Annotated in this window: 12 protein-coding genes; 3 read left to right on the top strand and 9 right to left on the bottom strand. The window is 64.2% G+C overall.

Features of this window, described 5'->3' with window-relative positions:
• The first annotated feature begins 102 nt into the window (after positions 1-102).
• Positions 103-699 (top strand): carbonic anhydrase, encoded by a 597-nt coding sequence (locus tag LDO54_RS10370; RefSeq protein ID WP_224009886.1) that lies wholly within the window; start codon positions 103-105, stop codon positions 697-699.
• A gap of 109 nt (positions 700-808) precedes the next feature.
• The gene (locus LDO54_RS10365; protein WP_224009884.1) at positions 809-2386 is read left to right on the top strand and encodes a SulP family inorganic anion transporter; all 1578 of its coding nucleotides are present in this window, start codon (positions 809-811) and stop codon (positions 2384-2386) included.
• 75 nt (positions 2387-2461) lie between these two features.
• Here LDO54_RS10365 and LDO54_RS10360 read toward each other — a convergent pair whose 3' ends face one another.
• From LDO54_RS10360 to otnI, 9 genes are all read right to left on the bottom strand, one after another.
• Positions 2462-4108 (bottom strand): fatty acid--CoA ligase, encoded by a 1647-nt coding sequence (locus LDO54_RS10360; RefSeq protein ID WP_224009883.1) that lies wholly within the window; start codon positions 4106-4108, stop codon positions 2462-2464.
• A 126-nt stretch (positions 4109-4234) separates the two neighbouring features.
• Entirely contained in the window at positions 4235-5422 is a 1188-nt protein-coding gene (bktB, locus tag LDO54_RS10355; protein WP_224009881.1) for a beta-ketothiolase BktB, read from the bottom strand.
• A gap of 45 nt (positions 5423-5467) precedes the next feature.
• Positions 5468-7141, bottom strand: a complete 1674-nt coding sequence (locus LDO54_RS10350; protein ID WP_224009879.1) for an electron transfer flavoprotein-ubiquinone oxidoreductase — start codon at positions 7139-7141, stop codon at positions 5468-5470.
• 53 nt (positions 7142-7194) lie between these two features.
• Positions 7195-8985, bottom strand: coding sequence for an acyl-CoA dehydrogenase (locus LDO54_RS10345; protein WP_224009877.1), 1791 nt, complete (start codon positions 8983-8985; stop codon positions 7195-7197).
• Between the two features lie 225 nt (positions 8986-9210).
• Positions 9211-10215, bottom strand: a complete 1005-nt coding sequence (locus tag LDO54_RS10340; RefSeq protein ID WP_224009875.1) for an AraC family transcriptional regulator — start codon at positions 10213-10215, stop codon at positions 9211-9213.
• 280 nt (positions 10216-10495) lie between these two features.
• Positions 10496-11032: a hypothetical protein gene (locus tag LDO54_RS10335; protein ID WP_224009873.1), complete on the bottom strand. Its 537-nt coding sequence runs from the start codon at positions 11030-11032 to the stop codon at positions 10496-10498.
• A 130-nt stretch (positions 11033-11162) separates the two neighbouring features.
• On the bottom strand, positions 11163-12068 hold the full coding sequence (locus LDO54_RS10330) for an SMP-30/gluconolactonase/LRE family protein (RefSeq protein WP_224009871.1): 906 nt from the start codon (positions 12066-12068) through the stop codon (positions 11163-11165).
• Between the two features lie 44 nt (positions 12069-12112).
• Positions 12113-13111 (bottom strand): D-erythronate dehydrogenase, encoded by a 999-nt coding sequence (gene denD / locus LDO54_RS10325; protein WP_224009869.1) that lies wholly within the window; start codon positions 13109-13111, stop codon positions 12113-12115.
• A gap of 89 nt (positions 13112-13200) precedes the next feature.
• Positions 13201-13986, bottom strand: coding sequence for a 2-oxo-tetronate isomerase (gene otnI / locus LDO54_RS10320; RefSeq protein WP_224009867.1), 786 nt, complete (start codon positions 13984-13986; stop codon positions 13201-13203).
• Between the two features lie 558 nt (positions 13987-14544).
• On the opposite strand from otnI, the gene LDO54_RS10315 reads away from it, so the two are divergent.
• Entirely contained in the window at positions 14545-15855 is a 1311-nt protein-coding gene (locus LDO54_RS10315; RefSeq protein WP_224009865.1) for a serine hydrolase, read from the top strand.
• Positions 15856-15867: the final 12 nt, after the last annotated feature.

The following is a 15867-nucleotide window of genomic DNA, read 5'->3' as shown; positions in this document are numbered from 1 at the left end:
TTTATTTTCGGAACCAAGCCACAGAAAGCAATTCGTAAACATCGATCGCAACGCCGGCCTCGCGGGACCTTCTTTAGCCGGCTCATTCTGGAGCCTCGATCGATGAATCATCCGAAACGCTTTCTGCTTGCCAATCTCGCGTGGTCCTCGGAGGTCGCCGCGCGCGAGCCCGAATTCTTTACGCAGCTCGCGCAAGGCCAGCGCCCACGCGCGCTCTGGATCGGTTGCTCGGACAGCCGCGTGCCCGCCGAGCGCATCGTGAATGCGCAGCCGGGCGAGCTGTTCGTCCATCGCAACATCGCGAACCTGTTCACCGCCGACGACGCCAACGCGTCGAGCGTCGTCGAATACGCCGTGCATGCGCTCGAAGTCGAGCACATCATCGTCTGCGGCCATCACCATTGCGGCGGCGTGCGCGCGGCGCTGTCCGCGCCCTCGGACGCGCTGCCGAACGTGAACCGGCGCATCGCCGGACTGCGCGAGCTGGCCACGCGGCACCGCGCCGAACTCGACGCCATCGACGATCTCGATGCACGCGTCGACCGCCTCGCCGAACTCAACGTGATCGAGCAGGTGCAGCGTCTCGAAGACTCGCCGATCGTGCGCGCGGCGCAGCGGCCGCCGCAGATTCACGGCTGGGTGTTCGGTCTGCGCGAAGGCCGCCTGCTGCAACTGACCGAGGCCGGCTCAACGGCCTGAGCGGCCTGAACGGCCTGAACGGCAACCCTTGCCGATATCGATATCAATATCGATCCCCACGCTGCGCGCCGCGCGCTTGCCTCATTCACTTCACCTTAGTGGACCTCACATGCCGAACTCCCGCCTCATCGATTTCGCGAGCCTGCGCAGCGACCTGCTCGCGGGCATCGTTGTCTTTCTCGTCGCGCTGCCGCTCTGTCTTGGCATCGCCACCGCGTCCGGCGTCGAGCCGTTCGCGGGCCTGCTGTCCGGCATCGTCGGCGGCCTCGTCGTCGCGCTGCTCAGCGGCTCGCATCTGAGCGTGAGCGGCCCCGCCGCCGGGCTCGTGGTGATCGTCGTGTCCGCCATCGCCTCGCTTGGCAGCTTTTCCGCGTTCCTCGCCGCCGTGCTGATCGCGGGCGTGCTGCAGTTCGTGTTCGGCCTGTTGCGCGCCGGACAGCTCGCGAGCTTCGTGCCGGTGCCGGTCATCAAGGGCATGCTCGCGTCGATCGGGCTGCTGCTGATCGTCAAGCAGGTGCCGCTGGCCGCCGGTCTTTCCGCGTCCGCGTCCGCAGCTTCCACCACTTCCGCGGCTTCGAACGCCTCGCTCGCCACGCCCTTCGGCACCGTGCTCGTGCCCGCGCTCGTGCTGGCCGCCGTCTGCGTGATCCTACTGTTCGTCTGGGAATCGCCGCGCGCGAAACGCTATGCGTTCGTGCGCATCGTGCCGGGACCGCTCGCGGTCGTGGCGCTCGGCATCGCGGCGACACTCGCCCTCGACGCCTTCGCGCCCGCGTTCGCCTTGCCCGGCGAGCAACGCGTGGCGCTCGACGCGCTGCAATCGTTCGACACGCTCGCGGGCGCGCTGGCGTTCCCGGACTTCACGCAACTCGTCGATGCCGACGTCTGGCGCGTGGCGCTCACGCTCGCCGTGGTCGCGAGCCTCGAAACGCTGCTGAGCCTCGAAGCCGTCGAGCAGATGGACCCGCAACGCCGCCGCGCGTCGCCCGACCGCGAATTGAAGGCGCAAGGCGTGGGCAATATCGTGGCGGGCGCGCTCGGCGGCTTGCCGATCACTGCCGTGATCGTGCGCAGCTCCGCGAATCTGAATGCAGGCGCCCGCACGCGGCTCGCGTCGTTCGTGCATGGCGTGCTGCTGCTCGCGAGCGTGTTTGCGCTGACCGCCGTGCTCAACCTGATTCCGCTCGCCTGCCTCGCTGCGATCCTGATCCAGACCGGCTACAAGCTCGCCAAGCCCGCACTCTTCGTTGCGATGATGCGCGAAGGCACCGACCGCGTCGTGCCGTTCGTGGCGACGATCGTGGGCGTGCTCGCCACGGACTTGCTGATCGGCATTGGCATCGGCATTGCGGTGAGCATGCTGCTGGCGATGCGCGCCAATCTCGACGACACCTTCGCGCTCGCCGAACACGACGACCATTACCTGCTGTCGTTCCGCAAGGACGCGTCCTTTCTCGCCAAGCCGATGCTGATGCGCTGCCTCGCGCGCATTCCCGATCGCGCCACGGTGCTGATCGACACGGAGCGCGCCGATTTCGTCGACCGCGATATTCGCGACACGCTCGAACGCTTTATCGCCGACGCGCCGCGCCGCAGTATCGCGGTTGAAAGCGTGCAATGGCCGCGCCTGAACGCCACGCCTAAAAAGCGTTTGCCGTGGGCGCGTTCGGCCAGCACGACGTCATAAAAAAAGGCCGGGTTTCGCCACCCGGCCTTTTTCGCTATTGACTGCCGTTATTGATTAACGCTATTCAAACCGCGCTTATTCGAAATTCTCGCGCAGCCATTTCTTGTTCAGTTTGCCGACGCTGGTTTTTTCCAGCGCCTCGACAAACTTCACCACTTCCGGCACGGCGTATTTCGAAATCGTGCCGTTCTCGCTGAACTTGAGCACGTGCTGTTTGATTTCGTCGGCGCTCACCGGATCGCGGTCGGCGCGCAGCACGACGAGCGCGGCCGGGCGCTCGCCCCATTTGTCGCTCTTGATGCCGATCACCGCGACTTCCGCCACGGAAGGATGCTGCGAAATCAGGCTCTCCACTTCCAGCGACGACACCCATTCGCCGCCCGACTTGATCACGTCCTTGATGCGGTCGGTGATCTGCAGATAGCCGTCCGGGTCGATACGCGCGACGTCCTGCGTATGCAGATAGCCGCCCTCCCACAGCGTCGCCGACGCTTCCGGGTTGTGCAGATAGCCCTGCGTGAGCCATGGCGCGCGCACGACCACTTCACCGCTCACGCTGCCGTCGTGCGGCAGATCGCGCATTTCCGCATCGACGATGCGCAGATCGACGAGCGGAATCGGCAAGCCCGTGCGGCAACGCAAGCTCACTTCCTCATCGAACGTCAGCGGCTCCTTCTGCGGCTTCAATTGCGCGAGCGTGAGCACCGGACACGTTTCCGACATGCCGTAGCCCGTGAAAATATCGATGCCGCGTTCGAGCGCCGCGCGCGCGAGCCCGTGCGGCAGCGCGCCGCCGCCGATCACCACTTTCCACTTGCTGAAGTCGGCGCTTTTCGCCTGCGGGCAATTCAGCAGCATATGCAGGATCGTGCCCACGCAATGCGAGAATGTCACGCCTTCGTCGCGCAGCAGTTCGACCAGACGATCGGGCACGTAGCGGCCCGGATACACCTGCTTCACGCCGAGCACCGTCGCGATATACGGCATGCCCCACGCGTGCACATGGAACATCGGCGTGATCGGCATATACACGTCGCCGCGATGAAAGCGCTGGCCCGATTCGGGGCTGGTGAGCGCCGCCATTACCGTGATCGTATGCAGCACCAGTTGGCGATGCGAAAAATACACGCCCTTCGGCAAGCCCGTCGTGCCGGTCGTATAAAACGTGGTGGCGCGCGTGTTTTCGTCGAAGTCGGGGAAATCGTAATGCGTGTCGCTGGATGCGAGCAATTGCTCGTATTCGCCCACGAATTCCAGACCGAGCGTATCGCTCACGTTGCCGTCGTCGTCGATCAGCACGAGCGTGCGAACGGTTTCCAGCTTGTCGCGAATCGCCGCGAGCACAGGCAGAAAATCGGCGTGCACGAGCAGCACTTCAGCGCCCGCGTGATTGATCGTATAAGCGATTTCGCTTTGCGACAGACGGATATTCACCGTTTGCAGCACCGCGCCCATCATCGGCACGGCGAAATACGCTTCCAGATAACGATGGCTATCCCAATCCATCACGGCCACCGTGGTGCCGAATTGCGTGCCCACGTTTTTCAACGCGTTCGCGAGCCGGCCCACGCGCTGACCGAATTGCGCATAGGTAATGCGCGTCTTGCCGCGATAGACGATTTCCTGATTCGGCGCTTGCTGCAAAGGCGTGAGCAGCAAACGTTTGATCAACAACGGGTACGAATACGCCGATGCCATCGTTTCGCTGGAATGGTCGTGCATCGCTGTCTCCATCTTGGGATAGTTCAATTCCGATAATGCAATTGCAAATGCGGTTGTAAACGCGGCTACGAACGCGGTGGCAATACGCTATGGCCTGTTTCGCCGGATGGGCCGAATCCGCCGCGTTTAAGCGAGGTTCTCGAAGATCGCCGCGATACCCTGGCCGCCGCCGATGCACATCGTCACCAGCGCATAACGGCCGCCGATGCGTTGCAGTTCGTGCAGCGCCTTCACCGTGATGAGCGTGCCCGTCGCGCCGATCGGATGGCCGAGCGAAATGCCGGAGCCGTTCGGGTTGACCTTGGCGGGATCGAGACCGAGTTCCTGCGTGACCGCGCACGCTTGCGCCGCGAACGCTTCGTTCGATTCGATCACGTCGAGATCTTCGACACGCAGCCCCGCGCGTTGCAGCGCGAGACGCGTGGCCGGCACCGGACCGATGCCCATGTACAGCGGCTCGACGCCCGCATGCGCATAGGCGACGAGGCGCGCCATCGGCGCGAGGCCGCGCTGCTCGGCGGCTTCGCGCGACATCAGCAGCACGGCGGCCGCCGCGTCGTTGATACCCGAGGCATTGCCCGCCGTGACCGTGCCGTTTTCCTTCGCGAACACCGGCTTGAGCTTCGAGAAGTCTTCGAGCGTGGCGTCGGTGCGCAGATGCTCGTCGGTGTCGAACACGACTTCGCGGCCCTTCACGGTGCGCGCGACCGGCACGATCTGGCTCGCAAAACGGCCTTCGGCAATCGCCTGCGCGGCGCGCCGATGCGATTCGAGCGCCAGCGCGTCCTGACGCTCGCGCGAAATCTCATAACGGCGCGCGACGTTCTCGGCAGTCACGCCCATCGGCACCGTATCGAACGGATCGTTGAGTGCGCCGAGCATCATGTCGACCAGACGCGCGTCGCCCATGCGCGCGCCAAAGCGCGCGTCGACCGCGAGATAGGGCGCGCGGCTCATGTTCTCCGCGCCCGCGCCGATCGCCACGTCGGCGTCGCCGAGCAGAATGGTTTGCGCCGCCGACACGATGGCCTGCAAACCCGAACCGCACAGACGATTGACGTTGAACGCGGGCGTCGATTGCGGAATGCCCGCGTTGATCGCGGCCACGCGCGAGAGATAGAGATCCTTCGGCTCGGTGGCGATCACATTGCCGAACACCACGTGGCCCACGTCCTCGGCCTTCACGTTGCTGCGCGCCAGCAATTCGCGCAACACGATGGTGCCGAGTTCGGTCGGCGCCACGTCCTTCAGACTGCCGCCGAACTTGCCGATGGCGGTGCGCACACCGCCCACTACGACGACTTCTTTGCTCATGTCCGTTCCTCGTTTGCTGGTTTGCGCAAGCGCGTTGCGCACGCGTTACATGTTCGGATAATTCGGTCCGCCGCCACCTTCCGGCGTGACCCAGACGATATTCTGCGTCGGGTCCTTGATATCGCAGGTCTTGCAGTGCACGCAGTTCTGCGCGTTGATCTGCAGGCGGTCGCTGCCGTCGTCGTTCTTCACGAATTCGTAGACCGCCGCCGGGCAGAAGCGCGCTTCCGGGCCCGCATAGGTACGCAGATTCACATCGACCGGCACCTTCGCATCTTTCAGCGTCAAATGCGCGGGCTGATTCTCTTCGTGATTCGTGTTCGAAATGAATACCGAAGAAAGCCGGTCGAACGTGAGCTTGCCATCAGGTTTCGGATACTCGATCGGCTTGCATTGCGACGCCGGACGCAGCATTTCGTTATCGCGATGCTGATGATGCAGCGTCCACGGCACGTTGCCGCCCATCACCTTCTGCTCAAGCGCGACCATCAGCGTGCCGAGGTACAGGCCCTTGCTCATCCACTGCTTGAAATTGCGCGCTTTATACAGCTCGGTGTGAAGCCACGACTGCTTGAACGCTTCGGGATAAGCCGTGAGTTCGTCGCTCGTACGACCGGCCTGCACCGCTTCGAATGCCGCTTCCGCAGCCAGCATGCCGGTCTTGATCGCCGCGTGGCTGCCCTTGATACGCGCCGCGTTCAAAAAGCCCGCATCGTCGCCGACCAATGCGCCGCCCGGAAACACGAGTTTCGGCAGCGACATCAGACCGCCCGCCGTCATCGCGCGCGCGCCATACGACACGCGCTTGCCGCCTTCGAGATATTTGCGGATCGCCGGATGCGTCTTGTAGCGCTGGAATTCCTCGAACGGCGACAGATACGGATTCGTATAAGCCAGGCCGACGACAAAACCCACCATCACCTGGTTGTTGTCGATGTGGTAAAGGAACGAGCCGCCGTACGTATCGTTTTCGAGCGGCCAGCCGGCCGTGTGAATCACGAGACCCGGTTGATGCTTCGCGGGATCGATCTCCCACAGTTCCTTGATGCCGATGCCGTAGACCTGCGGATCAGCGTCCTTGCCCAGCTTGAATTTCTCGTTCAGCTGACGGCCCAGATGCCCGCGCGCGCCCTCGCAAAACAGCGTGTATTTCGCGTGCAGTTCCATGCCGAGCTGGAAATTCTCGGTCGGCTCGCCATCCTTGCCGATGCCCATGTTGCCCGTCGCGACGCCCTTGACCGAACCGTCGTCGTTATAGAGCACTTCGGCGGCCGGAAAGCCCGGGAAAATCTCGACGCCCAGCGCCTCGGCCTGCTGACCCAGCCAGCGCGTCACGTTCGCGAGGCTGATCACATAGTTGCCGTGGTTCTTGAAGTTGTCCGGCAGCGCCCAGTTCGGCACAGCCTTAGCCCCGGTTTCGGAAAGAAAAAGGAACTTGTCCTCGGTGACGGGCACGTTCAGCGGCGCGCCTTGCTCTTTCCAGTCGGGAATCAGTTCGTCGATCGCGCGCGGATCCATGACCGCGCCCGAGAGGATATGCGCCCCGATTTCCGAGCCTTTCTCCAGGACGCACACGCCAATTTCGACGCCTTTTTCTGCTGCGAGCTGCTTCAGGCGGATGGCCGCGGAAAGCCCGGCCGGGCCGCCGCCGACGACCACGACGTCGTATTCCATCGACTCGCGTGGGCCGTATTGGGCGACCAGTTCATTCGCATTCATGCTGTGTCTCGCGGGTTTTCTTTTTCTGCCAGGCTCATTCGCGACGGCCAGTATCAGAACTGGTCCTCGGCGAGCGCGAGCACGCCTTCGCCGTCTTGCGCGCCCAGCACCGCCGTGGCGAGACCGCCCGCCTGCGAGAGCACGTGCTCGGCATAGAAATGCGCCATCGCGATCTTCGCACCGTAAAACGCGGGGTCTTCTTCATGCTTGCGCTGCGCCGCGAGCAGGCCGCGCCCGAGTTGCCAGCCGCACAACACGATGCCCGCGAGCTTCAGATACGGCACGCTGCCGACGAACACCGCGTTCGGATCGCGCTTGACGTTCTGCACCACGAAGTCCACGACATGCGCGAGCGCGTTCGCGCCTTGCTGAAGTTGCGCGCGCATCGATGCCGCCGCCGCGCCGCTCACGTTGCCCAGCGCTTCCACCGTCTGCGCGACTTCGTCGAGCAGCGCCTTCGCCACCGCGCCGCCGTCGCGCGCCGTCTTGCGGCCGATCAGGTCGTTCGCCTGAATGGCCGTCGTGCCTTCGTAGATCGCGAGAATGCGCGCGTCGCGATAATGCTGCGCGGCGCCCGTCTCTTCGATGAAACCCATGCCGCCATGCACCTGCACGCCGAGGCTCGTGACATCGTTGGCCATTTCCGTGCTCCAGCCCTTCACGATCGGCACGAGGAATTCGAAGATGGCCTGATGACGTGCACGCACCGCTTCGTCCGCGTGCTGATGCGCGATGTCGCCATGCGCCGCCGCCACGTAGGCGAGCGAGCGAGCGCCTTCGGTCAGCGAGCGCATCGTGGCCAGCATGCGGCGCACGTCGGGATGATGAATGATCGTGACCGACGCCTTCGCCGAACCGTCGACCGGACGGCTCTGCACACGGTCCTTCGCGTAGCCGAGCGCCTGTTGATAGGCGCGTTCGGCAATCGCGATACCTTGCGTGCCCACGCCGAAGCGCGCCGCGTTCATCATCACGAACATGTATTCGAGGCCGCGATTTTCCTCGCCGACCAGATAACCGATCGCGCCGCCGTTGTCGCCGTATTGCAGCACCGCCGTGGGGCTCGCCTTGATACCGAGCTTGTGCTCGATCGAGACGCAATGCACGTCGTTGCGCGCGCCCAGCGAGCCGTCTTCGTTGATGAGGAACTTCGGCACGATGAACAGCGAAATGCCCTTCACGCCTTCGGGCGCGTTCGGCACGCGCGCCAGCACGAGATGCATGATGTTCTCGGCCATGTCGTGCTCGCCCCACGTGATGAAGATCTTCGTGCCGAAGACCTTGTACGAGCCGTCCGCCTGCGGCTCGGCGCGCGTGCGCACCAGCGCGAGGTCGGAGCCCGCCTGCGGTTCGGTGAGGTTCATCGTGCCGGTCCACTCGCCCGAGATGAGCTTCGGCACGTAACGCTGCTTCTGTTCCTCGCTGCCCGCCGTGAGCAGCGCCTCAATCGCGCCGTCGGTCAGCAGCGGGCACAGCGCGAACGACAGGTTCGCCGCGTTGAGCATTTCGTTGCACGGCGTGCCGATCAGCTTGGGCAGACCCTGGCCGCCATACTCGCCCGGATGTTGCAAACCTTGCCAACCACCCTCGGCGAATTGCTTGAACGCCTCCTTGAAGCCGGGCGTGGCGCGCACTTCGCCGTCGTGCCAGCTGCTGGGATTGCGGTCGCCTTCCACGTTCAGCGGCGCGAGCACTTCGGCGCACAGCTTCGCGGCCTCTTCGAGCACGGCTTGCGCGGTTTCGAAACCGGCATCGTCGTAGCCCGGCAGTTCAGCGATGGTGTCGATGCCGGCGAGCTCTTTCAGCACGAACAGCATGTCCTTGACGGGGGCGTTAAAGCTCATGGCAAACCTTTCGATCACGCGTTGAATGAGAAAGACCGCGACGGCTGGGCTCAGCGCCCGGCGCAGGCCGGTCATGTTCATCGAATCGTAGCGTCAAAGGCGCAGGCGGGGACTGTCCGATCCGGCCCATCTAGTGACAAATCTTGCCACCGCGTGACGCAGCGCACCATGCAGCGCAAGACATCCCAGGGTCAACCCGGATGCGCTTCCATGCGGAATCGAGACTCAGGCGCGCCCGCGATAGGTGCCGGGCGTGCTGCCGGTCCAGTGGCGAAACGCGCGATGGAAGGCGCTCGGGTCGTCGAAACCGATATCGGCGCCGATGGCCGCGATGGTGTCCTGCGTGTCGGTCAGACGTTGGATCGCGATATCGCGGCGCAGTTCGTCCTTGAGCGCCTGAAACGCGGTGTCCTCGGCGGCGAGCTTGCGGCACAAGGTGCGCACCGAGCAATGCAGATGATCGGACGCCGCCTCGATGGTCGGCAGATCGGGCAGCGTGGTCGCGAGATACTGGCGCACCTGATGGCTCACGAGTTGTTCGCTGAACGACTCGAAGATCCAGTCGCCGGGCGAGCGCGCCAGAAATTTGCGCAGATTGCGCTTGCTCTGGCGGATCGGCATGTCGAGATAGGCGGCGCTGAAGCGCAGCAGTGGCGCTTCGCAGCCGAAGCGCACCGGCCCGGAAAAGAAGTAGCGATGATCGGCGGCGTGCGGCTGGCGCGCGCACGCCAGCTCGACTTGCAGCAGCGGAATCTTCTGCCCGATGAGCCAGGACGACACGCCATGCGCGAGCTTGAGCATCAGTTCCTGGCCGAGCGGGCCGATCGGCCCGAAAGCCGGATGCGGACGCAGCTCGACCTGGGCGACGAGTTCACTGCGGCGCGACTCGACGCGGAAATCGTCGAGCACGATATGGAAGAACTGGCCGAAGCGATGCAGCGCCGTTTCCAGATTGCGCGCGTCGAGCAGGCTCAGGCAGAGGAACTTGAGCGTGCCGCTGCGGAACGGACGGCTGAAGATGCCGGGCATTTCGTCGTCGAGTTCGATCGCGAGCATGCGATAGAGCGTCGAGAACTGCTCCTCGGTCACGCGCGCGCCGGGCTCGTCGAGCAATTCCTCGGGAATGCCCGCCTGGCGCAGATAACGCTCGACCACTTCCGGCCGCGCACGCGCGGCGGCGAGAAAACCGAGAACAAGCGAGATCGGGACGGTGGAGCCGGGTAATTGCATGCCTGGTCGATCCGGCGTGGGCGCCGGAGCGGAGTCGTTTCGAATCGTTCGGGTGGACGGTCGCGCCGGTGGCGGCGTCCGGCATCGATTTTACCTGTTGGCGCCCTTTTCGATGGGATACGGCCCTGATCCTGAGCCAGATTTAAGCGGACCGCTTCAAGGGCATGTAAGGCACACCAGGGCGACTGCCCCTAAAGAATTGGGCGCGCGCTGCCGTTATCGCACTTAGGGGTTTCTTATGCGCGCCGCAGACGATGCCCGGACACCTTCGCCGCATCGCTCAACGCCGAGGACAGGCCTTCATGCAGATCCAAGCCACCAGCTCCGCCATCGCCCCCATCGCGACGACCGCCAGCGGCTCCGCCACGACCGGTTCGAGCACGTCGAACGCCAATAACAGCGCGGCTTCGTCGAGTACGTCGAGCGCTACGAGCGATTCCTCGTCATCGGGCAGTTCGACGTCGAGCAGCACGTCGGGCACGACGTCGACTTCTTCGACGTCAAAAGGCGGTGGTGGAGGCGGCGGCGGTTCGTCGTCGTCGAGTTCGAGCAGCACCACGACGGCCATCGACCAGCTCAAGGCGCTGATCAAGGCGCTCGAATCGCAACTCGCATCGCTGCCGAAGAACGGCGGCGCGGCGCAAGCGGCGAGCAGTTCCAGCAGCGGCGCGAACAACAACACGAACAGCAGCACTAAAAACAACACGAACGCCGATTCGAACGGCGACACCTCCAGCAGCACCACCGGCGCATCGCCATCCACGAACGCCAGCGGCTCCGCCAAATCGAGCCAGGACGCGACGCTCAGCGCGGCCAACCAGATCGAAGCCGCGATCGAGACGGCGCAATCCGAACTGGTTCAATTGATGCTGGCGAGCGGCCAGAGCACGGGCGGACTGATCTCCACCACGGCCTGACCGCGCGACGGCACTCGCGTCAGCGTAACTTCATCGCCCCGCACCGCGCACGCCCATAAACAGCGCATACACCGACGACGTCGCCGTAATGAACAGCCGGTTGCGATTGAGCCCGCCGAACGTGAGGTTCGACACCACTTCGGGCAGCAGAATCTTGCCGAGCAATTCGCCTTGCGGCGAATAACAATGCACGCCATCTTCGGCACTGGTCCAGACGTTGCCCTGCTCATCGACGCGAAAGCCATCGGGCACGCCGTTCTGCATCGACATGAACACGCGCGAATTCGACAACGCGCCATCGCGCACGTCGAACACGCGGATATGGCGCGGCCCGCCGTCCACATGCGACGCGCCCGAATCGGCGATATACAGCAGCGATTCATCGGGCGAAAACGCAAGCCCGTTGGGCTTCACGAAATCGTGCGTCACGCGGCGCGCCTCGCTCGCGCCCGCATCGAGCGCATAGACGTGACAGCCGCCGATCTCGCCTTCCGCGCGAAAGCCTTCGTAATCGCTCATGATCCCGTAGTCGGGATCGCTGAACCAGATCGTGCCGCGCGAATCGACGATCACGTCGTTCGGCGAATTGAAACGGCGGCCCTGATAATGCGAGGCGAGCACCACCACGCTGCCGTCGTGTTCGGTGCGTGAAATACAGCGCCGTCCGTGCTCGCAGGTCACGAGGCGACCCTCGTTGTCGCGCGTATTGCCGTTGCTGAAATTCGCGTTGGCGCGAAACACGCCGACACCCACGCCGGGCGCCCAGCGCATCATGCGATTGTTCGGAATGTCGCTCCAGAGCAGATGATCGGCGGCCGGAAAATACACCGGCCCCTCGTTCCAGAGACAATCGCCCGCGATCTTCTGCAACGGTGCGTTCGCCTGAATCAGCCAGCGAAAGCGCGCATCGTGGATTTCATACTCGTTTTTATTCATTCGTCATCCTGACTGATTGCGCGCTTTCAAACAACGATGCGCGTCTAATGATGCCCGTGATCGCGTTTGGGCAGAATATGCAGTTCGTCTTCCAGATAGGTCTGCACGATGGCGCGGAACGTCGTCTCGCCGCTGAAGCCCAGCTTCTTCGCGTGGCGCTGATTCCAGCTCGCCGGCCAGCTGCTGACGATGCGCTCGATCGTCTCGTCCGGCGCCCATTCGATGCGCGCCACCGCCTTCGGTCCCGCGAACTGGCTCAGCGTCTCGACCATTTCGTCAACGGTCACGCACACGCCGGGCAGATTCACCACACGCGAATGGCCGAGCGCCGCCGCGTTGATTTCCGCACCCATCACGATGTTTTCGATCGCGATGCGCGGCGAGAGCAGCCAGACGCGCGTCGCGCCGCTCACCGGCACCACGCTGATCTCGCGATTGAGCGGCTCGCGGATGATGCCGCTCGCAAACGACGACGCCGCGCCATTCGGCTTGCCGGGCCGCACGCTGATGGTCGGCAGACGCAGCACGCGCCCATCGACGAATCCGCGCCGCGAATAATCGCTGAGCAGCAATTCGGCCATCGCCTTTTGCACGCCATACGACGATTGCGGGTTCAGCGCGGTATCGTCCTGCACTTCTTCGGGAATATCGCCGCCATAGACCGCCACCGAACTCGTGAACACGAGTCGCGGCGCATGACCGCGCGCGCGGCAGACTTCGAGCAGTTCGCGCGTGGCGTCGAAATTGATGCGCATGCCCTCGTCGAACGCCGCCTCCGCTTCCGCGCTCAGCATCGCCGCGAGGTGGAAGATCACGGCGGTTTCGCCGTCGATCACGCGCTCCAGCACGGCACGCTCGGCGATATCGCCCTCCTCGATGCGCACGCGCGGATCGTCGGGTCCCGTCGCGCGCGTCACGTCGAGCAGCACGATCTCGTCGATGCGCTGCGCCACGCCGCCGATCTTCAACGTCCCGCGCGTGAGCAATTCACCCGCGAGTCGTTGGCCGAGAAATCCTGCACCGCCGGTAATCAGCACTTTCATAGTCGAACGCTCCGTTCAAGCCTGATGGAATGCACCGCATACCGCGCACGCACGAACGACTGCCTCAGGCGCGCGCCTTCATCGCATATTCATCGCATTTTCATATAAGGCCGGATCCAGCCAAGACCGTCCGACGCCTTCGCGCGCGGCCAGTATTCGCAACCGATCCAGCCCGTGTAGCCCAGTTCGTCGATGAGCGAAAAGAGCCACGGATAATTGAGTTCTCCGCTATCGGGCTCGTGCCGCTCGGGCACGCCCGCCACCTGAATATGCCCGATTCCCGCGATATCGCGCTTGAGTTTGACCGCGAGGTCGCCCTCCATGATCTGGCAGTGGTAACAATCGAACTGCACCTGCAGATTCGGCGCGCCCACTTCGGCGCAGATCGCGTGCGCGTCGTCCTGGCGATTGAGCAGATAGCCCGGCATGTCGCGCGTGTTGATCGGCTCGATCAGGATCGTGATGTCCTCGCCGCGCGCGGCCTGCGCCGCGTAGTCGAGATGCTGGAGATACAGTTCGCGCTGCTGCGCGCGCGTAGCCTCCGACGCGACGATGCCCGCCATCACGTGCAGCTTGCGATTGCCGAGCACGCGCGCGTAATCGAGCGCCTTGTCGATGCCGCGGCGGAATTCGTCCTCGCGGCCCGGCAGCGAGGCGAGACCGCGCTCGCCCGCGGCCCAGTCGCCGGGCGGCGCGTTGAACAGCGCCTGCGTGAGCCCGTTTTCTTCGAGCCGCGCCTTCACTTCGGCGGCCGGATGGTCATACGGAAACAGATATTCCACGGCGTCGAACCCATCGCGCGCGGCGGCGGCGAAGCGGTCGAGAAACGCGTGCTCGTTGTACATCATCGTGAGATTCGCGGCGAAGCGAGGCATCTAGACACTCCGGTAACGGATGCGGGCGCAATCCAGCATGCTAGCGAGATTGGCGGCGTCAGTGAAGGCCTCGGCGCGACGGCGGAGCGAATGCACGAGCAAGGAAGCGGGGGCGGGAGTGAGCGTGTTCATGAGCCTGCGTTGCACCGCCACGCTCGACGCAGCAGCGGCGACTGCACAGCCGGAACGCATGGGCGGGAGCATCGGCATGTTCTGGCCCATCATACAAATCGGTGCGCGAACGCAGCCATTCGCGATAACCCTGAGACCGGTAACGTGCGCGCGAAACAGGTTCAACCCTGGCTCGCGAGACGGCGCTTTTACGTCCGCTTTTGCGATCGCCTTTTCAACGCTTCATGCGCCAATTTGCTGCGATATCGGCGGAAAAACGCGAAGAATGCGCGCGGCGGCGCGTTCTACCTGTACCATTGAGGCCTCACGCGCGGTGAAACGCCTCGCGTCGCGCCGCCGCGCTTTCGTTGTTTCTCATCGCTTCTCATCGCTTTTCGTCGTTTCTCGTCGCCCTCTTTCGAACTACCCGCCTCAATTTTTCTGCCGGTGATTTCCCTCTCTCGACTTTCGCTCCTCGTTTCCACGCTCGTGCTCGCCGGCCTGACCGCCACCGCGAGCTTCGCCGCCACCACGCATCGGCATCGCGCCGATCCGCATGTGCACGCAGTCGCCAAGAAGAAGAAAATCACCCGCAAGCCGCGCTCGGCGCAACGCACCGCGCCCGCGCTCGCCGCGACGAAAACGCCCGACGCGAAGCGCCGCGGCAAGCGCACGAAAGCGAAGCCCGTGCCGCATGGGCACGGCGCGCACAGCGCCCCGCACAGCGCTATCGCGCACGTGAAGCCGCACGCGAAGGCGCATGCAAAACCGCACGCGAAGCTGCACGCTAAAGCGCACGCGAAGTCGCATGCCACACCGAAGCCGAAAGCGCTGCTCAAGCAGCACACGAACCCGCCCGCAGCAAACGCGCAGGCCAGTGTCGCGAATGACACCCAGAATAACGCCGCGAATTTCACCCCGCAGATCATCCCTTACGTCGAGCCGCACACCGCCGCGTCGAACGTGAAAGGTCCGCATCTGCTGGCGCGCTGCGGCTACACGCCCGCCTCGCGCAAGCATCTGTTCTCGCACTCGGTGTTCATCGTCGACGAGCAGACGCACACGCCGCTGTTCGCGCGCAACGCCGATTCGGTCGTGCCGATCGCCTCGGTCTCGAAGCTGATGACGGCCGTGGTCTGGCTCGATCAGCGCGACGCGCCGCTCGCGCGCCGCCTCGACGTGACCGACGCCGATCTCGACACGCTCAAGTTCACGCACTCGCGCCTCACCGTCGGGTCGAGCCTCTCGCGCGCGAACATGCTGCATATCGCGCTGATGTCGTCGGAGAACCGTGCGGCCTCGGCGCTCTCGCGCGACTATCCGGGCGGCCAGCCCGCCTTCGTGGCGGCGATGAACGCAAAGGCCGCGAGCCTCGGCATGCCGAACACGCACTTCGTCAACGCAACGGGGCTTTCGCCGCAGAACGTTTCGACGGCGCGCGAACTCGCGCGGCTCGTGCGCGCGGCCAACGGCTATCCGCTGATCCGCCGCTATTCGACCGATCATCAGGAACGCGTGCCCACCGGGCGCGGGCAGCTTCAATATGTGAACAGCAATCGCCTCGTGCGCTACAACCGCGTGCAGGCGAGCCTGCAAAAGACCGGCTTCATCAACGAGTCGGGCCACAACATGGTCATGCGCGTGATGGTGCACGGCCACCGCCCCGTGATCGTCACGATGCTCGGCAGCGCCAGCGCCGAAGGCTCGCGCCTCGACGGCGAGCGCATCAATCACTGGCTCAACTGCTCGCTGCGCTAACTAGCCGGGTTG

The organism is Paraburkholderia tropica, assembly GCF_914484835.1.
GTDB classification, from domain to species: Bacteria; Pseudomonadota; Gammaproteobacteria; order Burkholderiales; family Burkholderiaceae; genus Paraburkholderia; species Paraburkholderia tropica_A.
Note: the sequence above shows the minus strand (reverse complement) of the source record. Positions and strands in the feature narration are given on the sequence as shown.